This window comes from Arthrobacter sp. NicSoilB8 (assembly GCF_019977355.1).
GTDB lineage: Bacteria > Actinomycetota > Actinomycetes > Actinomycetales > Micrococcaceae > Arthrobacter.
In genome coordinates, this window is record NZ_AP024655.1 from 4,882,192 (window position 1) to 4,904,096 (window position 21,905).

Sequence of the window (21,905 nt, forward strand, 5' to 3'; positions counted from 1 at the left end):
CCGGTCCGTACCGTCGCCGGGGTGGGCCGGCCGGGGCCGGCGGTCGGGTGGGCCGGGCGCCGTCGGCCTATACCGTGACGTTGAGACCGGCGGTGTAGCCGGCCGATACCGAGCCGCCCATGGAGGGCAGCTGATAGATCCCGCCGTCATTGCCGAAGACGTTGTCGGATTTCAGAGTCGTGCGGGGGAAGTTGCGGGCGCTGGATTCGTAGCCGGCGGAGGCGTAGACCTCAGCGCACGCCGCCTCCGTCAGCGCGATCTGGGACACGGCCAGGACCTGCCCGGCCGCCGTCGCGTTGCTCATGGATTCGAAGACCTCGAAGTGGATGTGAGGCCAACGGCCGCTATAGGCGCCGGGGTAGATGGTCGTGAAGGTGACCTGCCCGTTGGTGTCGGCCTCCTGGACCCCGCGGAGGTAGTTCTCGTTCTGGAGCCCTGAGTCGTACATGGAGTACTTGCCGTCGCGGTCACAGTGCCAGGCGTAGACGGCGGCACCGGCCAGCGGGGTGCAGCCGCTGGCGTTGTCGAGAAGGGTCAGCGTGACGGTCAGCGGTACGCCCTGCGCCGTGCGCGTGGAGCTTCCGAGCTGGACCTGATGTCCCGGCGGACCACGCCGGAGGCCTCGAGGACGTTGGGTCCGTTGGAACCGTCCCCGGGATAGGGACCGGCCGTTTCCTGCGGGATTTCGACGCCGCACTCGGCGATCGCGCGGGCCAGCGCCGGCGTGGCCGCCGGCGAGGCTCCCGTGGTTGCTGCCGCTGCGGCCGACGCTGTCGACTCTGCCTGTGCCGAAGCGGCGGAGGCCGACGTCGAACTGCTCCCGGCACCGCCGGAGCTGCAGGCCGCCAGGGCGGCGGCCGTCCCCGCGCCGAGGAACATGCCCAGCGAGCGGCGGCTCATGAGGGTGGAGAGATCGAATTCCAGGCCTTGGTCGTGATTGGGGTGCGGCTCGTGCGGTGGCCGGGGCGTTGTGGTCATGAACCCATCGAACCCGGCAGCGCTATGGGCTGGTTAGACCCTTCCTGTGATGCGGCTGTGCTTGGGCCGGACATGCTCTCCCCTCGGTCCCGGGAATGGACATGTCCCCCAGGCACCACGGGACATGCCCTCCCCTCGGGCCAAGCAATGGACATCTTGGCACTATGTCCACTGCCGGACGCCAGGGGAGGGCATGTCCCGTGGCTGCGGGACCGCCGCGAGGGCTGAATCTGCGGGAGGCCCCGGCCCGTGACCTGCAGCCGGACGGAGCCTAGGAGACCGGCCCGGCGCCTACCGTTGCTTCCTCGGCGGGAGCCTCAGCCGCACCTGCTGCGGGAACTGTGGCCTTGGCGCCGTTCCTGCGGTAGCGGACAACGCCGATTCCCACCACGACGGCGGCGAGGGCCAGTGAGAGCAGCAGAGATTCCCGTGTGGATTCCAGGATCACCATGCCGACCAGGAGGGCGACGATGCTGATGATGGCCACCCAGGTCAGGTACGGGAAGAGCCACATCTTCAGCTGGAGGTCCTTGGCTGCGGCGCCCATGCGGCGGCGCAGGATCAGCTGGGAGGTCGCGATCACGAGCCACACGAACAGCGCGATGGCGCCGGAGGTGTTGACCAGGAACAGGAACACGGTGTCCGGGGCGATGTAGTTCAGTCCGACGGTGACAAAACCGACCACGGTGGAGGCCAGGACCGCGGAAGAGGGCACGCCGCTCTTGGAAATCCGCATCCAGGACCGGGGGGCGTCCCCGCGCCGGGACAGCGAGAACAGCATGCGGCTGGCCGTGTAGAGACCCGAGTTGAGGCAGGAGAGGACCGAGGTCAGCACCACGATGTCCATGATGGTGCCGGCACCGGGGATGCCGAACAGCTCGATCACCGCAACGTAGGGGCTCTTGGCGACGGAGGCGGAGTTCCAGGGCAGCAGGGTGACCACAATGGCGATGGAACCGATGTAGAAGACGAGGATCCGCCAGACGGTGGACTTCACAGCCTTCTTGACGGCGTCGACCGGGTTCTCGGATTCGCCGGCGGCGATGGTGGCAATCTCGGCCCCGAAGAAGGAGAACACGACGACGAGGATGCCGGCGAGGACGGCGCCGGGACCGTTGGGCATGAACCCGCCGTTACCGATCAGGTTGTCCAGTCCGGGTGCGGGCACGCCGGGGACGAGGCCGAGGATCGCGGCGGCACCGAAGAGCAGGAAGAGCACGATTGCGGCGACTTTGATGGAAGCGAACCAGAATTCGAACTCGCCGTAGGACTTCACGGACCCGAGGTTGGTCAGCGTCAGCAGCACCATCAGGGCAAGCGCCCATACCCACTGGTCGATGCCGGGCACCCAGCGGTGCATGATGGCCGCCCCCGCCGTGGCCTCGATGCCGAGGACGATGATCCAGAACCATGCGTAGAGCCAGCCGATGCTGAACCCTGCCCAGCGGCCCAGGGCTTTGTCCGCGTAAGTGGAAAATGAGCCGGTTTCGGGGTTGGCCGCAGCCATTTCGCCCAGCATGCGCATCACGAGGATGACGACGAGTCCCGCCGCGGCGTAGGCAACCAGGATGCCCGGGCCGGCCTGCTGGATCGCCGCACCCGAACCGACAAACAGTCCGGCGCCGATCACGCCGGCGATGGCAATCATGGACAGATGCCTGGGTTTCAGGGATTTTGAGAGCTGCTGGTCAGCGTGCATGGAAGCGCCGTCCTTCGTGGGGGTTCAGGCCCGTTTAATGCCGGCGCAGCATGTGTTCCATGTGCGCGGCGGGCCGCGATGTCGTTTCACCCTAGACCGCGCGGCACACGGCCCGTCTTGTGCAGTCCCACAAATGACGCCAGGCCCAACCGGACTTAGGCCCAACAAGAAGGCCCCCGCGGCAACTAAAGTTGATCCCAGGGCAATTCTGTAATGTGCGTGAAACCACTGCTTCGCGGGCTACCCGCCGGTAGTCAGCACGCACGGCCGGCTGGCTGCTTCCCGGCGGGGTCCCGGCTAGTAGTCCGCGTTGCTCGGCACCACGAGGCCGGTCTCGTACGCGTAGACCACGGCCTGGACGCGGTCGCGCAGATGGAGCTTGGTCAGTATCCGGCGCACGTGCGTCTTGACCGTGGCCTCGGACAGGAAGTACCGGTGCGCGATTTCGGCGTTGGAGAGCCCCTCCGCCAACGCCCCGAGCATCTCGTTCTCGCGGGGCGTCAGGTCCTCCAGCAACGGATCCTTCGCCGGGCGTGCCGGACTGGCGGCCGGCTGTCCGCCGGCTCCAGCACCGCGGACATAAGTCTCCAGCAGCCGCTGCGTCACGCGCGGGGCCACGACGGCGTCGCCGCTGGCCACCACCCGGACCGCGCCGATCAGTTCGGCCGGCGCCACGTCCTTGAGCAGAAAGGCCGAAGCCCCGGCCCGCAGCCCGGCGAAGGCGTACTCGTCGAGGTCGAAGGTGGTCAGGATGATGATTTTGGCGGCGGAACCCGAGGCCGCGATGGCCCGGGTGGCCTCGATCCCGTCCAGCACCGGCATCCGCACATCCATCAGGACGACGTCGGGCGCAAGCTCCCGGACGTGCCGGACCGCCTCGGCGCCATTGGACGCCTCGCCCACGATGCGCAGATCGTCTTCCCCTTCCAGGATGAGGCGGAAGCCCATTCGAAGCAGCGGCTGGTCATCCACCAGCAGAACGCGGATGGGTCCTTTATCGACCACAGTTCCCCCTTGTTTCCGTTGCAGTTTCCGCTGCAGCGCCTTCATTGCAGTTCAGTTCCGCCCGCACCCGCCAGCCGCGGTCACCGGCGCGGCCGGCCTGCACGGTGCCGGCGTAGATCCTGGCCCGCTCCCGCATTCCGGCGATTCCCTGGCCGGTGCCGAGGGGCTCCGGTGCGTCGGGCTTGGTCTGCGCGCCGGCCCCTGGACTGCCGGATTCAACGGTTCCCCTGCCGTCGTCGACCACGTCAATGGTGACCAGGGAACCGTTCCGGACAATACTGACGTCCACGCGGCTGAGCGCACGTCCGTAGCGCAGCACATTGGTCAGCGACTCCTGCACGATCCTGTAGACGGTCAGCTGGAACGCCGCATCGCCGGGCAGGGACGGGCCGGTGTGCGTGTAGTGCAGCGGCAGGCCGGCGGTGCGGAAGCCCTCGAGCAGTTTGGCCAGGTTGTCCCCGGCCACCAGCGGCTCGCGCGGAGCGTGTCCGCCGGCGGAATCCTCGCGCAGCACGCCGAGGACGCGCCGCATGTCGGCCAGGGCGGTGCGTCCTGTCCGGGAGAGTTCGGCGAGAACGCCGGCGGCGCGCTCGGGATCCTTCTTGACCACGACGGCGGCGCCGTCCGACAGGCTGATCATCACGGTCAGCGAGTGCGCCACGACGTCGTGCATTTCTCGCGCGATCCGGTTTCGTTCCGTGACCGAGCCCAGTTGCTGGGCCCGGGCGGCCCAGGCCGCGATCTCGTGCTCATGCTCGCGCCGCTGCCGGACCGATATCCCGATCCCGGTGGCGATCACGTTGGACAGGGCGATGCTGATGGCGGCCGCGATGCTCGTGACGAGCTGGAAGTTCTCCGGCGTGCTGACCGCCATGTCCGGAAGCCGCCCGTCCAGCGGGCCGGCGGCCAGCATGAAATACACGAGCACCAGCGGCGCCGTCGTCAGGGCCAGGGCGGCCAGGGCGAAACGGCGCGTGCGGGCGACGGCCACGGCGTACAGCGAAAACCAGAGCCCGGCGGAGACATTGGATCCCCACGGATGCAGGTACGTGACGGCCAGTTCCAGTGCCCCCACGGCCGCCGCCACCTGCACGGGATAGGCGCGCCGGAACAGCAGGACCGGGGCGGCGGCCGCGAGCAGCGCGGCGACGGGCCAGTCGCCGTCGATCAGCGACTCCACCGCCGTGGGCGTGACCAGGACGAGGTAGCAGAGCACCACCAGGACATCCATGACCCGCGGATTGGCCAGCAGGTAACGCCTGAGCCGTCCGCGCCGTCGGGCGGTGAGCTCGGCGAAGGACGCGTCAGCCGCTGCGGCTGACGCGTCCTTCACAGGCACTGCATCGATCATGCTCCGAGCCTAGACGTTAGGCCCGCCGGCCTACACGTCCCGCTTCTTGAGCAGGATCCCGGCCAGAAGCACGGGGATAACCACCCAGGCACCCAGGACCAGGCCGGCCTGCCAGGCTTCCAGGGTGTCCGGGACATGGTTCAGGGCGGTCAGCGGATCCACGGTGTTGCCGGGCAGGTACTTGCGGGCTTCGACAAAGAAGTCGCCCGGAATGAGCTGAAAGGCAATCGGGGCGACGAAGAACAGGCCGACCAGGCTCATGATGCCGCCCGCGGAGTTCCGGATCAGGGTGCCCAGGGCCAGGCCGATCGCCGCGACTGCTGCGACGTAGATGCTGTTGACGAGGAGCATCTTGACCGACTGTGAGCTGCCCAGGTCCAGGGCGAGGCCGTAGTTATCCAGGATCGGCACCGACACGAACCCGGCGGCCAGGGCGGACGCGGCGGTCACGACGAACGAGGTCAGCACCACCACCACGAGCTTGGCCGCGAACGCGGGGATGCGCTTGGGCACGGCCGCGAACGTGGACCGGGCCATGCCGGTGGTGAATTCCGAACTCATCAGCAGCACGCCGAGCGAGCCGAGGATCAGCTGGGCGAAGGCGATGCCGGAGGTCGGGACGCCGACGGCGAGGTCCCCGCCCTGCGCCGCCATCCTGGCGGCCGCCTCCGGATCCCGGCCCGCGGCCTCGGAGAACTGACCGGTCCCCCAGGCCGAGAGGGCACCGAACCCCACCATGACGATCACCGTGGAGCCGAGCAGGATCAGCGTGGAGAGCAGGGTGCGGAACTTGATGAATTCGGAGTTGAGGACCCTCAGGAAGGTGGGGCCGGGGCCGGAACTGGTGCCGTTTCCGGAGCGCTGCATGCGGGGTTCCGCGTCTCGGGGGGACGGCGTGGATTCAACGGTTGTGGAGCTCATGGCTTAGTTGCCTCCGGCTTCGACGGGAACGGTGCCCGCGGTGATCAGCGAATGGTATTCGACCTCATCCTTGGTCAGTTCCATGTAGGCCTCCTCGAGGCTGGCCTGGAGCGGGGTGAGTTCGTAGATCATGACGTGGTTTTCCAGCGCCACGGTGGCAATCTGCCGCGGGTCCAGCCCCATGACTTCGAGGAGTTCCCGTTCCTGGACCTCCACCGAGACACCGGTTCCGGCCAGCAGCTGCATGAGCCGGTCCGGCTGGTCGGTCCGGACCCGTGTGCGGCCCTGGCCCTTGCCGGTGATGATCTCCTGGATCGGGGCGTCCGCGATGATCCTGCCGCGGCCGATCACGATCAGGTGGTCCGCCGTGACGGCCATTTCGCTCATGAGGTGGCTGGAGAGGAACACCGTGCGGCCCTCGGAGGCCAGGTATTTCACGAGGTTGCGGACCCACACCACCCCCTCCGGGTCAAGACCGTTGACGGGCTCGTCGAGGATGACGGTCTGCGGGTCGCCCAGGAGGGCCGCGGCGATGCCCAGCCGCTGGCCCATGCCGAGGGAGAAGCCGCCCACTTTCTTCTTGGCCACCTCGGCCAGCCCGGTCATCTCGATGACGTCGTGGACGCGCTTCTTGGGGATGCTGTGCGTCGCGGCCATGGCCAGCAGATGGTTGTAGGCGGAGCGGCTCGTGTGGACGGCCTTCGCGTCCAGCAGCGCGCCGACGTCGCGCAGCGGGGCGGTGTGCCCGGTGAGCGGAGATCCGTTGACGGTCACGGAGCCCGACGTCGGCCGGTCCAGTCCCATGATCATGCGCATGGTGGTGGACTTGCCGGCCCCGTTGGGGCCCAGGAAGCCGGTGACCCGGCCGGCTTCGACAGTGAAGTTGACGCCGGCGACGGCGGTCTTGTCGCCGTAAACCTTGGTCAGGCCTCGTGCTTCGATCATGGAAGCGTTCCTTTGCGTAGCGGGAGATTATCCGGGGCGCCGCAGTCACGGGCCCGTCCGCACCCCACGCTACCGATGCCGGGTGCGTAATTCGCCGGTCTCAGGGATGATTCAGGGTCGAATCAGGGTAGTCCGGGAGGATGACGCGTCCGCCGGCGTGAGCTCAGCCTAGCGGCGAGTAGTAGGTCAGCGCGCCGCGGCGGACGGTGAATTCCACGCTTCGCACGCCGGGCATGACCTCGCCGTCGACGGCCAGGACCATGGGCCCGTCCCCCGGTTCCACCGTGATGCGGTCCGTTTCGGTGAGGTGGGTGATCCCGGAGCTGGCCACGGTGCCGGTGAGCACGGCCCAGAGCAGCCGCAGCCGGGCGAGCGGCTCATCGGCCGTGATCATCCGCAGGTCCAGGACGCCGTCCGCCAGCACGGGACGCACCAGCGGCGCGTGGTCACGGGGATAGTAGCGGCCGCGGCCGATGTACAGGATCCACAGCCGGTGCCTGACCCCGTTCACGATCAGGGTGGTGGGGGTGCCCGCCGCGAAGGTCCGGAACATGGCCACCACGCCGGCCAGCGGTTTGCCCAGTGCCGGCTGGAGCTGTTCCCGCCGGCGGACCAGGTTCGGATAGAGGCCGATGCTGGCCGTATTGAGCATGCTCAGTTCAAGGTGCTCGGGGCTGTCGGGGAGCCCGCGCTCCACGCTCACGTGGCCGACGTCGGCCACGGCAGCCTGACCGTGCGAGGCCGCCTGCACGGCCGCCTCCAGGGTGGGCGTCCCGGCGTCGCGGGCGAAGTGGTTGAGCGTTCCGCCGGGGAGCACCAACAGCGGGAGGGAATGTTCGACGGCGGCTGCCGCGGCGGCGCCGACAGTTCCGTCGCCGCCCCAGACGCCGAGGGCCGCAATGCCCTGCCGTGTCGCGACCCCGGCGATTTCGGCGGCGACGTCCTCGTTATGCCCGATTTCCTGTACATACGCCTTGGGGAATATCTTTTGCAGGGCGGCCGCGGTCTCGTCCGCGTAGGACCCGCCGAGGGTATTGATCGCGATGCAGAGCCCCTGGCCGTCGGGGAGTTCCGCGGCCCGGACTGCGTTGCGGCGGGTCTCCGGGAAAGGCGGCCGGACCGGCCACCACTTCCGCGTGACCAGGGCCGCGCCGGCGCCGATCGCCGAGCCGAACAGCACATCCGAGGGCCAGTGTGCGCCCGTGTGGACTCGGGAGTAGGCCACCCCGGCCGCGACGGGGGCCAGCGCCGCACCCAGCCCGGGACGGACCATGCCGACGCCGAGCGCGAAGGCAACCGCGGAAGCGGAGTGGCCCGACGGCATTGACGAACTCGTCGGCTGGGGGTTGACGAAGCGGAAGACCGGAAGGTGTTCGGGCAGGGGGCGGGCCCGGGGCAGGAGGGTCTTGAAAACCAGGTTCGTGACCGCGGATGCCACGCCTTGGGCGATGAGCCCGTGCAGGGCTGCCCGGCGCGTCTTTCCGGGCACGAGGGCCATCACGCCGGCAATGCCGAACCAAAGCTTGCCCTTGTTGGCGGCGGCGGACAGCTGGCGGAAGAACTCATCGTGGCCCCCGCCCGGCAGATTGGAGACGGCGCGCACCAGCTTGCGGTCGAATTTCGACAGGCGGCCCGGGGCCTTCCTCAGCATGGTTCGCATTGCACCACCATACTGCCGGACAGGGCGTGCCGCAGGTGCGGCGCAGGGTGTCCGGCGTGCCGCAGGTCCGGCGCAAGCGCAGGTGCAGCGCGGCTCCCTTACCTCGCGGGAAGGGACTTTGCGGCACCGGCGAGCAGCAGAGCCACCAGAATCGGAATCCCGATCGCCAGCAGCGCGGTCCTGATCCCCGTCACATCGCCCAGGAAGCCCAGCAGGGGCGGCCCGGCGAGGAACGCGATGTAGCCCAGCGTGGACACGACGGACACCCGGGCGGCCGCCTTCCTGGGGTCATCCGCCGCGGCCGACATTCCGATCGGGAACGCCAGGGCCGCCCCGACGCCCCAGAGCACGGCGCCGGCCGCGGCCAGCCAGATGCTACCGGCGAACACGAAGAGGCACAGGCCCGCGGCTGCCGCGGCCATGCTGGCGCGGAGAACGGCCACCCGGCCGTAGACGTCGATCGCGCGGCCGCCGAAGAAACGCATCGCGGTCATTGCCAGCACAAAGGCGGCGAACAGCAGCGCCCCCGTGGACTGTTCGGCGCCGAGGCCGTCAACCGCGGCCTTGGCAATCCAGTCGTTGCCGGCGCCCTCGGTCAAGGTGGCGCCCAGGACAACGACGCCAATCAGCAGCGTGCGGCTATCCCGCCAGGCTGACCCGCCCTTGGCATGGCCGGTGTCCCCTGCTTCGGGCAGGGCGGCGGCCAGATGGGGCAGGAAGTACCGGGGGGCCACCGCGGTCAGGACGGCGACGACGGCGGCGATGACCAGCAGGTGTTCCGGGAGTCCGACCCCCAGGGTGGACAGGCCTGCGCCGATCAGGGCTCCGACGAAGGCCCCGCCGCTGAAGGCCGCGTGGAACTGCGGCATGATGGTGCGGCCGAGCCGGTGTTCGACGTCGGCGCCTTCGATGTTCTGGGAGACATCCCACAGTCCGACGCCGATTCCGAAGAAGAACAGGGCAATCGCCGTCCCCGGGACGGAGGCCGCCATCAGGGCCAGCGCCACGCCGACGCCGGCTGTCGCGGCAACGAGTCCGGCGCTGCGCACCGCGTTGGCCGTGCCGATCCGGCCCACGACGAACCCGGCCGTGGGGAGGGCGATCAGCGAGCCGACCGCCAGACACAGCAGCAGGGTTCCCATCTGGCCCGAGGTGATGTGCAGGATCTCCGTCACCGCGGGGATGCGGGCGGCCCAGCTGGCGAAGACCAGGCCGTTGATGCCGAAGACGAGGAAGGTGGCCCCGGCGGCGGCCTTCAGCTGGGGGCCGGTTGCGGTACTGGTCATACGATCACTGCTTCCACCGAGTGTTGGGCGAGTTGGGCAAGTTCTTCCGTACTGAGCTGCCGGTCCGTCACGATGGCATCCACGGCGTCCAAGGATGCCACGAGGGCGACGGCACTGGCATTCCATTTGGACCCGGCACAGGCGACGATCACCCTGGCCGCGGATTCGAGGCCGGCGCGCTTCACGGCGGCGTCGTCGAGATCGTGGGCCAGGAGTCCGTCTTTGAGGTTTACGGCGCAGGGCGTGACCACCGCGGCGTCGAAACGCAGCGAGCGGATATTGGCTTCCGTCATCGGCCCGCGAAAGGACAGTTCACCCGGGACGAGGCTGCCGCCGGGCATCAGGACGTCGGGGCGGCGCCCCGCCGTCGGGTCATCCGGGGACAGTGCGGTGACGGCACGCAGCGACATTGGCATGATGGTCATCTCACGCTGGCGCAGCTGGCGGGCGATCTCCGTGGCCGTCGTGCCGCTGTCCAGCCAGACATGTCCCCTGTCCTGGAGCAGGGCCGCGACACCCGCGGCGATGCGTACCTTGGCGGCGTGGTCCTCCAGCTCGCGTTGCCCGTATTCCGGGTTCTCGCCGCTGAATACCAAGCTTCTGGCTCCGCCGTGTACCCTCCGGAGCACGCCGTGGAGCGCCAGGACGTCGAGGTCGCGCCGGATCGTGGCCCCCGATGCGCCGCAGGCGGTCATCAGTTCGTCCACCGTCACATGCTCCCGGCTGCGCAGCAGTTCGCCGATCAGGCGGTGCCGCTCGTCAGTGCTCATGCTCAAACGCTAACACTTTGTGATCATTTAATCACCAATTGCGCAGCCACAGCGTGGCCGGAACAGCAACGCGGGGTCAGATACGGCCCGTAACCTCCCCCGGAATGGACCGTATCTGACCCCGCGTTGCTGTGTGGACTCCGTGCTGCGGCCTAGCGGGCGCGTTCGACGCGCTTTTCGTCCCAGACCGGTTCGGCCGATTCGTAGACCTTGCCGTCGGAACCGAAGACCAGGAAGCGGTCGAAGGTGCGGGCGAACCAGCGGTCGTGGGTGACCGCCAGGACGGTGCCCTCGAAGTGGTCGATCGCCCGTTCCAGCGCCTCGGCCGAGTGCAGGTCCAGGTTGTCCGTGGGCTCGTCGAGCAGCAGCAGGGTGGCCCCGGAGAGCTGGAGGAGCAGGATCTGGAAGCGTGCCTGCTGGCCGCCGGAGAGGGATTCGTACTTCTGCTCGGACTGCCCGGCGAGGCCGTAGCCGTCCAGGGCGCCGGCGGCGGCTTCGCGGCCCAGCCCGGAGCGGTGCTCGTCGCCCCGGTGCAGGATCTCCAGCAGGGTCTTGCCCAGCAGGTCGGGCCGGACGTGGGTCTGGGCGAAGAAGCCGGGCCGGATCCGGGCGCCGAGTTTCACGGTGCCCTCGTGCGGGACCTCCGCGATCTCGACGTCGGAGACCGGCAGGTGTTCCCGCTCCGGATCGGTGCCGCCGGTGGCGAGCAGGCGCAGGAAGTGGCTCTTGCCCGAACCGTTGGATCCGAGGACGCCCACCCGGTCGCCAAACCAGATCTCGGTGGAGAACGGCTTCATGAGGCCCGTTAGTTCCAGCTTTTCGGCCACGATGGCGCGCTTGGCGGTGCGTCCGCCCTTCAGCCGCATCTTTACGTTCTGCTCGATGGGCAGGGCCTCGGGCGGGCCGGCCTCGAGGAACTTCGCGAGCCGGGTCTGGGCGGCGTGGTACCGGTTGGCCATGTCGGAGCGGAAAGCGGCCTTGTTCTTGTACATGTTGACGAGTTCCTTGAGCTTCACGTGCTCCTCGTCCCAGCGCTTGCGCAGCTCCTCGAAGCGCGCGTTCCGATCCGCGCGGGCGTCAACGTAGGAGCCGAACCCGCCGCCGTGGACCCAGGCGCCGGCTCCGTTGATGCCGGGTTCCAGCGTGACGATGCGGCCCGCGGCGTTGTTGAGTAGTTCGCGGTCGTGGCTGATGAAGAACACGGTCTTTTTCGACTCGTTGAGCTTGGCCTCGAGCCAGCGCTTGCCCGGGACGTCAAGGTAGTTGTCCGGCTCGTCAAGGAGCAGCAGTTCATCGGGTCCGGCGAAGAGGGCCTCGAGGACCAGCCGTTTCTGCTCGCCGCCGGAGAGGCTCGACGCCGGGCGGTGCTGGGCGCGGTCGAACGGCAGGCCAAGGGCCGCCATGCAGACCTCATCCCAGACGGTCTCGACGTCATAGCCGCCCGCGTCGCCCCAGTCCACGATCGCCTGGGCGTAGTCCATCTGGGTGGGCTCGTCGTCGTGCTCCATCATGGCGAGCTCCGCCTCGTCCACGGCACGCGCGGCGGCGGCCAGGGCCGGCGGGGCCGCGGAAACCAGGAGGTCGCGGACCGTGGAGTCGTCCCGGACCTGGCCCACGAACTGGCGCATGATCCCCATGTTGCCGGAGCGGCCGATCACGCCTTCATCGGGAACGAGATCGCCGGAAATGATCCGGAACAGTGTGGTCTTGCCGGTTCCGTTCGGCCCGATCAGCGCCGTCTTGGTGCCGTCCGGGACCTTGAATGTCACCCCGTTGAGCAGCTGGGTGCCGTCGGAGAGGAAGTAGTCGATGCCGGAAACGTCAATATGAGCCACGCGTTCAATCTTCCCACGGTCTTCCGGCAGCCTCCCCGCGGTCCGGCGGCGCCGACTTTTCGGGATCGCTCAGCTGGCCCGGGTGAGGAACTCCTTGAGCAGCGGTCCGGACGTGGTGGCCCCGAGGCCGCCGTCCTCGACGAACACGGCGACGGCCAGGTCACCGTGCACGGCCACGATCCATGCGTGGGTCTTGGGCGGGTTGTCGTTGCCGAACTCGGCCGTTCCGGTCTTCGCGCCGACGGGCTCGCCCGGGACGGACGCCAGGAACCCGGCGTGGCCGCTGGTCACGACGGCGCGCATCATGTCGGCCAGGGACGCGGCTTCCGCCGCCGTGACCGGCGTTTCGGCGGTCGCGGCCGGGGCGGGGGCCGACGGAGCCGGGGTGTCGGTCGTCGCGGCACCGGACGGCGAAGTCGCCGGCGACGTGCCGGCTGTTCCGGTGCCGGCCGGGGCGGTGCTCTCGCCGCCCGGGGAAGTGACGCCCTCGTTCGGATTCAACACCAGCTGGGCCGCCACCGGGGCTCCCTTGGCCACGGAGCCGGCCATGATGGCGGCGGCCAGCGGGGACAGGAGCACCTTGCCCTGGCCGATCATTGAAGCGGCATGTTCGGTGCCTTCGGCGGCTCCGGGCACGGAACCGAGGAATGCGGCGGCCCCCAGCGCGGGCGCTTCGACGGCCACGCCCAGCGACGTCGCGGCCGATTCGAGCTGCGCCTGGCTGACGGTGCCGCGGGCGTTGATGAAGGCGGTGTTGCAGGAGTGGGCAAAGGCGTCGCGCAGCGTCACGGAGCCCAGGGAGGACGCGGGGTAGCCTTCGGCGTTTTTGAAGGTGCGGCCGTCCACGGTGAGCGTGGGCGGGCAGTCCACCTTGGAATCGGGGGTCATTCCGTTGCGGAACATGGCCAGGGAGTCGACCATTTTGAAGATCGAACCGGGGGCGTACTGGCCCAGCATCGCGGTGTCGTAGCCGTTGCTGCCCGGGCCTGACGCGGCCGCCAGGACAGCACCGCTGGAGGGTCGGAGCGCCACGATGGCCGACGCCGGACCGACCTTGCCGAGGACATCCTCCGCGAGCTCCTGCAGCTTCGGGTCCAGGGTGGTCTTCAGCGGGGTTCCCACTTTTATCTCAGTCTGGAACTGCTGGCGGCGCCCCCCGTTGGGCAAAGTCTGCTTTTCTTCGGCCGTGAGGCCTCCCTTTTCGGCGAAGACCTGGATGCCGTCGCTGCCGCGCAACTGCGCGTCGTATTGCTGTTGCAGGCCGCCGGTGCCGGTAGTGTCCCCGGCCTTGAGCTCCCCGTTCGATTTTTCAATCTGTTCGGCATTCGCCTCGGCTGCGGTGCCCAGCAGGGCGCGGGCGAAGGTGCGGGTCGGTGCCAGCGGGAGAGAGTCCCGGACGGCGCGGGCGCCGGGGATCTCGCCGATCTGCGCGTCAGTGATGGTCCGTCCATCCTCACGCAGGGTGATGGCGGCAACGAAAGCCTCGGGGCCTGATGCCTGAACCTGTTGGGCGTAGGCCGCGGGGTCAACTCCCACCAGCTGGGCCAGCTTGGTGGCGGAGTCGGCGGGGTCCGCGCCGCCGAGTGCGGGCTTGTCGATGCCAACGTTCACCACCGGCCGGTACGTGACCAGCGGGACGCCCCCGGCTCCCAGGATGTCGGCCCGCGCCGGCGTATGGGTCGCCGTGTAGACGATCTCGCCTTCGGCCAACTCGGGGACCAGGGTGGCCGGGTTCCATACTGTCAGCCACTTGTCGCCGGACTTCTTGAACTCGGCGAAGGTGGTGTACTTCCACTCCCCGGAGCCGATCTTCCAGCTGTAGTTCAGCGGCACTGTGGCCTTATCGGACTCCAGGGTCAGTTGGCCGCTTTCCACCGCAGGCTTGACCGGGTCCATCCCCTTGAAGATTTCCTTCAACCGATCGTTGGCGGCGCCCGATTCCTTCCCCTCAAAGGCGACGGAGCCGACGTCGAGCGCGGACACCGCGGAGGCAAGCTGCTTGGCAGCGCTTTCGGCGCCGGCGCGGCCGTCGTCGCAGGCCACCAGCGAGGCGCCAAGAACAAGACCCACTAGGGCCAGTGCAAGTTTTGATGAGTTCCCCATGGCGCCATTATGCCCCGGGCCCCCGACAACTCCGTTGTCACATCACGCCGTCACAGTGGTCAGGGACGGACCGCCGTCATAGAGGCCAGGACCAGAAGGCGGTCACGCCGGGCTACGGCCGCCGGATGATTCTGCGTTGCGCGGCCACGGCGATTGCGGCGGTGCGGTTGTCCACGCCGAGCTTGCCGTAGATGTGCACCAGGTGGGTCTTGACCGTGGCCTCGGAAATGAACAGCTGCTTCGCGATCGCCCGGTTTCCCATCCCGGTGGCCAGCAGTTCGAGCAACTGGATCTCGCGGGCGGACAGTGCCGGCTCCGGATTCCGGATCCGGCCCATCAGCCGGGCAGCGACCTCGGGTGCCAGCGCCGTCCCGCCGGCGGCGGCGGCGAGCACCGCCTGGCGGATCTGTTCGGGCGGGGCGTCCTTGAGCATGTAGCCGCTGGCTCCGGCCTCGACGGCAGCGAGGATGTCGGCGTCGGAGTCATAGGTGGTGAGAATGAGCACCGGGGGAGCCGGCTGGCCGGCCTCTCCCGCCTTGATGCGGCCGGTGGCGGTAACTCCATCCATGCCGGCACCCATCTGCAGGTCCATGAGCACCACATCCGCTGGCTCGCCCAGGGTATGGAGCTTGGCCAGTCCGGCCAGGGCGGCGCCGCCGTCGGCTGCCTCGGCCACCACGGTGATGCCCTGCAGGTCACCGAGCATCGCCCGCAGCCCGGCCCGGACCACCGGGTGGTCATCCACCAGGAAGACTCTGATATTTTTCATGGCCGGCCCCCGCCCGCCTGCGCTGACGCGGCGGGGAAGCCTGGCGCTTCGCCCAGCGGCAGCCGGATGGCCACCACGGTGCCCTCGCCCGGGGCGGATTCGACATCCAGCTGGCCGTGCAGCGCGGCCACGCGTTCGCGCAGCGATGTCAGGCCATAGCCGGAACCGTCCGGGCGGCCAGTTGCGGCCGCCGGGTCGAATCCGATGCCGTCGTCGAAGATGTCCATGGCCACTTCCGGACCGAGGAAGGACAGGGTGACGACGGCGCTGCTCGCCTGCGCGTGAACCCGGACGTTGGCCAGGCTCGCCTGCGCGGCCCGCAGCAGGGCAGTCTGGTGAGCACCGGGGAGTTCCGCCGGCGGGCCTTCGACGTCGAGGCGGCAGCGCAGTCCGGCACCGCGCGCGGCAGCTTCAGCCTCGGTCGTTTCGCACAGGCGGTGGAGGCTGGCCACGAGGGAGCCGTCCTCGAGGTCAGGGGACTGGAGGGCCCGGACGAAGTTGCGGGCCTCGGCAAGGTTGGCCGCGGCCGTGTCCCGGACGATGCGGAGCCTTTCCCGTGCCACGGCGGGATCGCCGTCGTCCAGGGCTTTCTCGGCCGCGCGGCCCATCAGCACAATGCTGGACAGGCCTTGGGCGAGGGTGTCGTGGATTTCGCGGGCCAGCCGGGTGCGCTCGGCCAGGGTGCCGGCGTCGTGCTGGGTCCTGGCGAGTTCGGCACGGGTGCGGCGGAGTTCCTCGGCCGCCAGCCGCTGGTTCTCCGCCTCTAGGAACAGCGCCCGATAAGCCAGCCCGGTGACCACGGCGAAGGCCGCGCCAAACGCGGGACCGAGCACCATGGGCAGCTGCAGCGCCACGCTGGCCGGCTCCGCAGTGGCCTGCCCCGACGGTGCAACACCGCCGTTGTGGAACCAAAGGGCCACGATGACCAGCAGGGTGCTCAGGGCGATCGCCGGCAGAGCAACTCGGCGCCGAAGCACGTGCAGCTGCAGGAAGAACAGCGGGAAGGCCAGCCAGACGAAGTCGGCGCTGGCCCAGATCAGCAGCAGCCAGAGAAGGCTGACGCCGCCCAGCCACCAGCCCGAGTAGGGCCGCGGATCGAACCGGGCCGGGCGGGCGGCATGCCGCTTCTCCAGGACGGTGCCCAGGAGGTAGACGGCGGCGAGCAGCAGCGCCAGCAAAAGGGTGATCCAGCCTGTGCCGTGGATTCCGCCGGTGAGGAGCCGGACGAGGGCCACCAGGAGCAGCACCGCGAAGCCGACGTGAAGACTCACCCGCAGGACGCGCAGGATGCCGGCCGCCCCGGTGGGCTCCGTGCCGGCCTGCGGCGTGCCGTTGTGGACCGTGTTCACGGCGTCGCCCTCCATGCTTCCAGCCTAGTGCCGGCAGGACAGCGCTCCGGCGGAAAACCGTCTGTCCCCGGCGGAATCAACCGATTGGCTGACCGTGCGGCCGTCCTCCCGGCGCCGGCGGTCCAGCCGGGCGGCCGATGTCGCGAAGCCGGGCGGACGGAAGGCTTGAAGCAACGCCACCCACGTCACGAAGAAGGACAACCATGTATCTCGCCATCCGCGATATCCGCTTCGCCAAAGGGCGGTTTGCCCTCATGGGCGCGGTCGTCGCCCTCATCACGCTCCTGCTCGTCATGCTCTCCGGGCTCACCGCCGGTCTCGGCAACCAGTCGACCTCGGCTCTCGCCGCCCTCCCGGCGGACCAGCTGGTCTTCGGCGCCCCGGCCGGGAGCCCGCCCAAGGCCTCATTCACGGAGTCCGAAGTCACCCGTGCCCAGCAGGCCGAGTGGATGGCACGCGACGGCGTCGCCCGGGCCGATGCCCTGGGAATCAGCCAAAGCCGCTTCCAGGCGCTGGGCCCCGGGGGCGTTCCGGCACGCACGGCAAGCGTGGCAGTCTTCGGCACTGAGCCCGGCACCGGCCTGGCACCCGCCCCGCTGGCCGAGGGAACCGTCGCCGTCGGGGCAGGCCTCGCGGCGGAACTGGACCTCAGCATTGGCAGCCGCGCCTCGGTCGGCGGAACGGACCTGATCGTGACGGCGATCGTGCCGGAGCAGTGGTATTCGCACACCGGCGTCGTGTGGACCACGCTGAACGACTGGCAGAAGCTGGCGCACATCCCCGACGGCGGCGCCGCAACGGTACTCGCCGTGAAGTTCGACGGCGGGAAATTCGACGGCGGAACAGCCGACGCAGGCGGCTCCGACTCTGAAAAGATCAGCGCCGCACCCGGGGCCGACACCGTTGCCGCCAATGCTGCCGCGGCAACCGTCAGCACCACCGTTGAGGGATCTTTCCAGGCCCTCGGCTCCTACAAGAGCGAGAACGGCTCACTGCTGCTCATGCAGGCGTTCCTGTACGGCATCTCCGCCCTCGTGATTGTCGCCTTCCTGACGGTGTGGACGGTCCAGCGCACCCGCGACATAGCCGTCCTGAAGGCCCTGGGCGGGTCCGCCCGTTACATCCTCCGGGACGCCATGGCCCAGGCGGCTTTGGTCCTGCTGGCCGGCGCCGCGGCCGGCGGCCTGGCCGGGCTGGCCGGCGGGGTCCTCGCGTCCCGGGCCGCCCCGTTCCTCCTGACCCCCGCGACAACGCTGCTGCCCATCGCCGGGATCGTCATCCTGGGTCTGGCCGGCGCGGCGCTGGCGGTCCGCAGCGTCGCGCGCGTCGACCCGCTCATCGCCCTCGGCGGCAACTGACCGCACTGCGCCCGGCAGTATATATTCCCAGAAAGGCATACTTCATGAAGTCCGCACTGAACAATGCAGCCCCAAAAAATTCCGCCCCAAGAAATCCTTCCTTGAACCTCGTCAACGTCACCCTGGAGTACCCGGATGGAGACGGCACCCTCAAGGCCCTGGACGACGTAAGCCTCAAGGTTGCGCCGGGGGAGTTCGTCTCCCTGATCGGACCCTCCGGGTCCGGAAAGTCTTCGCTGCTGGCCGTCGCCGCCACTCTCGTCCGGCCCTCCGCCGGACTGGTGGTGATCGACGGACTGGACGCGGGTGCGCTGCCCGATGCCGGCCGCACCGCACTGCGCCGGGACAAGATCGGCATCATCTTCCAGCAGCCCAATCTCCTCCCGTCCCTCACCGCCGTGGAGCAGTTGGTGATCACGCAGCGCCTGCGCGGCGGGGCAGCCCGGGAGGCAGCCGAGCGCGCCGCGGGACTGCTGGACCTCGTGGGCCTCGGGCACGCCCTCGCGAAGCGGCCCCACCAGCTCTCCGGCGGGCAGCGCCAGCGCGTCAACATTGCCCGGGCCCTCATGGGCAACCCTGCCGTGCTGCTCGTGGACGAGCCGACGGCGGCCCTTGACCACCACCGTTCCGAGGCGATCGTCCGATTGCTGCGGCAGGTCACGGACGAGTTCGGCGTGGCAACGGTCATGGTCACGCACGACACCGATTTCGTCCCGCTCACGGACGCCGTGGCGAGCATGCGCGACGGGCGGCTGGCCGCCACGGAGTCCACGGCAGCGCCGACTGCAGCGGCGGCCCCGCGCCTGGGGTAAGGCCGCGCCGCCGGGGCCCGATGTCACCCCCCGCCGTCGGACCTGGCCGCTGGGCTAGGGTCCCCGGTAGCCGAGGTCGGGCACACCGCGCCCGAACATGTCCCTCAGCGCATATCGGGCGGCATGGAAGCCGGGCATCCCGGTGACGCCGGGGCCCGGCGGGGTGGATGACGAGCACAAGTACACGCCGGGCAACGGAGTCCGCCACGGAACGCGGCTGAGCACCGGCCTGCGGAGCATGCCCCAAAGGTCCATCCGGCCGGCGCTGAAGTCCCCGCCGACGTAGTTCTCGTCGTAGGCCGCCAGGCCCGCCGCCGTCGTGACCCTGAACTGCACCACAAGGTCCCGGAACCCGGGGGCGAAACGCTCCAGTTGCGCCATGACGGCGTCACTCATGTCCATCGTGGAGCCTGCCGGAACATGGCAATAGGTCCAGAGGATGTGCCGGCCTGCCGGGGCACGGCCGGGGTCGAAACGTGAGGGTTGGGAGACCAGCACATACGGCCGTTCCGGATGCCGGCCCGCCGCGACCTGGTGCTCCGCCTCGGCGGTCTCGGCCCGGGTGCCGCCCACATGGACCGTCCCGGCATCGGCGAGGCCGCGGTTCGCCCACGGCACGGGTCCGGAGAGAATGAAGTCGACCTTGCAGGCCGCGTTTCCGAAGCGGAAGGACTCCAGTGCACGCCGGTAACCGGCCGGGAAGCGGCCGCCGGCCAGGTGCAGCAACGCGGGCGGCGCCACATCCAGCAAGGTGGCGCGGGCCGGCGGCAGTTCCCCGAGCGAGCCGATCCGGGTCCCGGTCTCAACCACGCCGCCGTGGGCTTCGACGTCGGCGGTCAGCGCCCGGGCAATCGCGGCGGATCCGCCGTGCGGAACCGGCCAGCCGCCGGCATGCCCCAGCGCGCCGAGCATCAGGCCGGCACCGGCGGCGGCGATCGAGGGCAGCACGGCCACGGCGTGCGCTGCGACGCCGCTCAGCAGTGCGGGGGCCAGGTCCTCCCTGAATCTGGCGTTCCACAGCCGCGAGCCTTGTTCGAGCGTCCGGACGCCGAACGCGGCAGCCGCCGCGGGATCCCCCGGTATCCTCAACAGCTGGTTCAGGGTCAGGTCGGCGACGCCGTCGATCCGCCGCACGAGGGGCGCCATGAGCCGGCGGTAGGCGGCGCCGTCCCGCCCGAGCTCCGCGGCCGTGCGGTCCAGCGAACGGTACGCCAGGGCCGCGCGGCCGCCGTCGAGCGGGGATCCGTACGAGACATCCGGCACCGCCAGCGGCACGCGCCGGGACAGCTCAAACCGGCGGAAGAAGGGCGAGGCCAGGGCCATGGGATGCACGGCCGAGCAGACGTCGTGGAAGTGCCCCGGTTCCATCAGTTCGACGGTGCGCAGTCCGCCGCCGGGGGTGGCAGCCGCCTCGAACACGTGGACTTTGAGTCCGGCCCGCGCCATGGTCACCGCCGCTGCCAGCCCGTTGGGGCCGGAACCGACGACGACGACGTCAGTCACGTGCCGAGCCTTCCGCCGGGGCACCCGTCCGCCACGGCAAGACGGACGCCGCCGGCCGGCGGAGATCAATCCGCAGCCAGTCCGGGGCGCCGTCGAAGGGGCCGCCGTGCGGATCATCCACACTGCGTCCGCGGATCACGTCGTAGGACGGATCCCAGATGTCCCAGGCGACCCGCGCCATCAGGTAGGCGGTCGCGAGCATGTGGGCAACCACGGCCAGGACGTAATAGGGCATGTCGATGTTGTGCTGGGTCGAGCCGCCGCTGGTCGCCTGCCCGAGGTACATCCAGATTGCGCCCCAGTGCAGGGCCTCGATGGCCTGCCAGATCAGGAAGTCCCGCCAGCGGGGCCGGGCAAGGGCGATCAGCGGGATCAGCCACAGTACGAACTGGGGCGAGTACACCTTGTTGGTGAGGATGAAGGCTGCCACGATCAGGAAGGCCAGCTGTGCGATCCTTGGCCGCCGGGGTGCTGTCAGGGCGAGGACGCCAATCAGGATGCAGGCCAGGAGGAACAGGTCCATGGCCAGGGAGTTGATGGCCGCGGCCTCGAGCGGGTTCCAGCCCAGGCGGCCCGCCACCAGGTTGTAGGCGAACCAGGGGGAGCTGTAGCCCGCCGGCCGCTCCTGGGTGAACTGGTAGAAGTACTTCCAGCCCTCCGGATTAGTGGCGGCCACCGGGACGTTGACCGCCAGCCAGGCCGCTGTCGCGGCACCGGCAGTGACCAGGATCGCCCGGATGCGCCCGCTCCGGAGCGCCAGCAGCAGGACGGCGCCAAGGATCAGCAGGGGGTACAGCTTGGTGGCCGTGCCCAGTCCGATGAAGATTCCGGCGAGGACGAGCTGGTTGCGCGAGAAAAAGTACATGCCAAGAGCGAGCAGGCACACGGCCCACATGTCCCAGTTAATGACGCCCGCCAGGACGATGCCGGGGGCGAGGGCAACCATCGCCGCGTCCCAGGAGCGCCGCCGGTTGGTCCGTGCAGTGGCCAGCACCGCGATAATCCAGACCACGGCGATCAGGGTGGCGTTGACGTCGAAGTAGCCCAGGACTCGGGGGTCCCCGGTGCCGGCGCCCGGGACCAGAAGTGCCGTGGCGCCCGCGATGAACCCCATCAGCACGGGGTACTCAAAGAAGCTTCCCTGGGTGATGAAGGGGAAGGCGCCGTCGCCGAGGCCGCGGTTGCGGAACAGCTCCGGAAAGTCCGAGTAGCACGTGGCGTAGAACTGTCCGGGTGTTTCCCAGCCGTGGGTGCGGCAGAAGTTCTTGAGGAGAATGCCGGTCAGGGCGGCGATGACAGTGAGGATCACCAGAACACGCTCCACCGTGAAGAATCCCGGCGAAACGATCCCGGGGGCCGTCCGGTGGCCCAGGGGACCGCCCACCAGTTCCGTGAAGTTTCGGAGAAAAGGGTCGCTGCGGCTCGGGATGACCAATCGGACCCGTTTGCGGTGCTCGGGCGGCTTTGTCTCCTGCATGACCTCGAGCTTACCGGGGGCTGTTGCCGCTCGCCGCGCTCCGGCGTGCCGGGCACGTCCGTTGGCCGCCGGGGGCAACGCGGG

At 69.3% G+C, this 21,905-nt stretch carries 16 protein-coding genes and 1 pseudogene; 2 read left to right on the forward strand and 15 right to left on the reverse strand.

The features are described 5' to 3' along the window. Positions 1–67: 67 nt before the first annotated feature. The 13 genes and pseudogenes from LDO15_RS22065 to LDO15_RS22125 all read right to left on the reverse strand — a co-directional run bounded on the left by LDO15_RS22065 (position 68) and on the right by LDO15_RS22125 (position 16,686). Positions 68–978, reverse strand: a pseudogene (locus LDO15_RS22065) (intradiol ring-cleavage dioxygenase). A gap of 271 nt (positions 979–1,249) precedes the next feature. Continuing rightward, a complete protein-coding gene (locus tag LDO15_RS22070; protein WP_223982492.1) occupies positions 1,250–2,677 on the reverse strand; it encodes an amino acid permease in 1,428 nt (475 codons plus the stop codon). A gap of 297 nt (positions 2,678–2,974) precedes the next feature. Continuing rightward, positions 2,975–3,682 carry a response regulator transcription factor gene (locus tag LDO15_RS22075; protein ID WP_223982494.1) on the reverse strand — a complete coding sequence of 236 codons (708 nt, stop codon included), beginning with the start codon at positions 3,680–3,682 and terminating at the stop codon, positions 2,975–2,977. Continuing rightward, the gene (locus LDO15_RS22080) at positions 3,672–5,033 is read right to left on the reverse strand and encodes a sensor histidine kinase (protein WP_223982495.1); all 1,362 of its coding nucleotides are present in this window, start codon (positions 5,031–5,033) and stop codon (positions 3,672–3,674) included. The genes LDO15_RS22075 and LDO15_RS22080 overlap by 11 nt, the downstream gene beginning before the upstream one ends. A gap of 30 nt (positions 5,034–5,063) precedes the next feature. Further along, positions 5,064–5,900 carry an ABC transporter permease gene (locus LDO15_RS22085; RefSeq protein WP_223987636.1) on the reverse strand — a complete coding sequence of 279 codons (837 nt, stop codon included), beginning with the start codon at positions 5,898–5,900 and terminating at the stop codon, positions 5,064–5,066. A gap of 57 nt (positions 5,901–5,957) precedes the next feature. Beyond that, positions 5,958–6,899 (reverse strand): ATP-binding cassette domain-containing protein, encoded by a 942-nt coding sequence (locus LDO15_RS22090; protein WP_223982497.1) that lies wholly within the window; start codon positions 6,897–6,899, stop codon positions 5,958–5,960. A 163-nt stretch (positions 6,900–7,062) separates the two neighbouring features. Continuing rightward, entirely contained in the window at positions 7,063–8,559 is a 1,497-nt protein-coding gene (locus LDO15_RS22095) for a bifunctional phosphatase PAP2/diacylglycerol kinase family protein (protein ID WP_223982499.1), read from the reverse strand. 98 nt (positions 8,560–8,657) lie between these two features. Next, positions 8,658–9,845, reverse strand: coding sequence for an MFS transporter (locus tag LDO15_RS22100; RefSeq protein ID WP_223982501.1), 1,188 nt, complete (start codon positions 9,843–9,845; stop codon positions 8,658–8,660). Then, entirely contained in the window at positions 9,842–10,615 is a 774-nt protein-coding gene (locus LDO15_RS22105) for a DeoR/GlpR family DNA-binding transcription regulator (RefSeq protein ID WP_223982503.1), read from the reverse strand. Before LDO15_RS22105 ends, LDO15_RS22100 begins: the two co-directional genes overlap by 4 nt. Positions 10,616–10,767: 152 nt before the next feature. Further along, on the reverse strand, positions 10,768–12,450 hold the full coding sequence (locus LDO15_RS22110; protein ID WP_223982505.1) for an ATP-binding cassette domain-containing protein: 1,683 nt from the start codon (positions 12,448–12,450) through the stop codon (positions 10,768–10,770). 69 nt (positions 12,451–12,519) lie between these two features. Beyond that, positions 12,520–14,553: a penicillin-binding transpeptidase domain-containing protein gene (locus LDO15_RS22115; protein WP_223982507.1), complete on the reverse strand. Its 2,034-nt coding sequence runs from the start codon at positions 14,551–14,553 to the stop codon at positions 12,520–12,522. 112 nt (positions 14,554–14,665) lie between these two features. Beyond that, positions 14,666–15,322: a response regulator transcription factor gene (locus LDO15_RS22120; protein WP_223982509.1), complete on the reverse strand. Its 657-nt coding sequence runs from the start codon at positions 15,320–15,322 to the stop codon at positions 14,666–14,668. Then, positions 15,319–16,686, reverse strand: a complete 1,368-nt coding sequence (locus LDO15_RS22125; RefSeq protein WP_223982512.1) for a sensor histidine kinase — start codon at positions 16,684–16,686, stop codon at positions 15,319–15,321. The genes LDO15_RS22120 and LDO15_RS22125 overlap by 4 nt, the downstream gene beginning before the upstream one ends. 188 nt (positions 16,687–16,874) lie before the next feature. Between LDO15_RS22125 and LDO15_RS22130 the strand changes: the two genes are divergently transcribed. Then, positions 16,875–18,029, forward strand: coding sequence for an ABC transporter permease (locus tag LDO15_RS22130; RefSeq protein ID WP_223982515.1), 1,155 nt, complete (start codon positions 16,875–16,877; stop codon positions 18,027–18,029). 44 nt (positions 18,030–18,073) lie between these two features. Then, positions 18,074–18,841: an ABC transporter ATP-binding protein gene (locus LDO15_RS22135; RefSeq protein ID WP_223982517.1), complete on the forward strand. Its 768-nt coding sequence runs from the start codon at positions 18,074–18,076 to the stop codon at positions 18,839–18,841. Positions 18,842–18,895: 54 nt separating this feature from the next. On the opposite strand, the gene LDO15_RS22140 is transcribed toward LDO15_RS22135, so the two are convergent. Both LDO15_RS22140 and LDO15_RS22145 read right to left on the reverse strand, forming a co-directional pair. After that, the gene (locus LDO15_RS22140) at positions 18,896–20,344 is read right to left on the reverse strand and encodes an NAD(P)/FAD-dependent oxidoreductase (protein WP_223982520.1); all 1,449 of its coding nucleotides are present in this window, start codon (positions 20,342–20,344) and stop codon (positions 18,896–18,898) included. Continuing rightward, entirely contained in the window at positions 20,337–21,821 is a 1,485-nt protein-coding gene (locus LDO15_RS22145; RefSeq protein WP_223982522.1) for a glycosyltransferase 87 family protein, read from the reverse strand. The genes LDO15_RS22140 and LDO15_RS22145 overlap by 8 nt, the downstream gene beginning before the upstream one ends. Between the last annotated feature and the right edge of the window lie 84 nt (positions 21,822–21,905).

Excerpts from the sequence above, each read along its gene's own strand:
- LDO15_RS22070 (WP_223982492.1), bottom strand. The coding sequence starts at position 2,677 with ATGCACGCTGACCAGCAGCTCTCAAAATCCCTGAAACCCAGGCATCTG.
- LDO15_RS22080 (WP_223982495.1), bottom strand. The coding sequence starts at position 5,033 with ATGATCGATGCAGTGCCTGTGAAGGACGCGTCAGCCGCAGCGGCTGAC.
- LDO15_RS22085 (WP_223987636.1), bottom strand. The coding sequence starts at position 5,900 with ATGCAGCGCTCCGGAAACGGCACCAGTTCCGGCCCCGGCCCCACCTTC.
- LDO15_RS22090 (WP_223982497.1), bottom strand. The coding sequence starts at position 6,899 with ATGATCGAAGCACGAGGCCTGACCAAGGTTTACGGCGACAAGACCGCC.
- LDO15_RS22095 (WP_223982499.1), bottom strand. The coding sequence starts at position 8,559 with ATGCGAACCATGCTGAGGAAGGCCCCGGGCCGCCTGTCGAAATTCGAC.
- LDO15_RS22100 (WP_223982501.1), bottom strand. The coding sequence starts at position 9,845 with ATGACCAGTACCGCAACCGGCCCCCAGCTGAAGGCCGCCGCCGGGGCC.
- LDO15_RS22105 (WP_223982503.1), bottom strand. The coding sequence starts at position 10,615 with ATGAGCACTGACGAGCGGCACCGCCTGATCGGCGAACTGCTGCGCAGC.
- LDO15_RS22115 (WP_223982507.1), bottom strand. The coding sequence starts at position 14,553 with ATGGGGAACTCATCAAAACTTGCACTGGCCCTAGTGGGTCTTGTTCTT.
- LDO15_RS22120 (WP_223982509.1), bottom strand. The coding sequence starts at position 15,322 with ATGAAAAATATCAGAGTCTTCCTGGTGGATGACCACCCGGTGGTCCGG.
- LDO15_RS22125 (WP_223982512.1), bottom strand. The coding sequence starts at position 16,686 with ATGGAGGGCGACGCCGTGAACACGGTCCACAACGGCACGCCGCAGGCC.
- LDO15_RS22130 (WP_223982515.1), top strand. The coding sequence starts at position 16,875 with ATGTATCTCGCCATCCGCGATATCCGCTTCGCCAAAGGGCGGTTTGCC.
- LDO15_RS22135 (WP_223982517.1), top strand. The coding sequence starts at position 18,074 with ATGAAGTCCGCACTGAACAATGCAGCCCCAAAAAATTCCGCCCCAAGA.
- LDO15_RS22145 (WP_223982522.1), bottom strand. The coding sequence starts at position 21,821 with ATGCAGGAGACAAAGCCGCCCGAGCACCGCAAACGGGTCCGATTGGTC.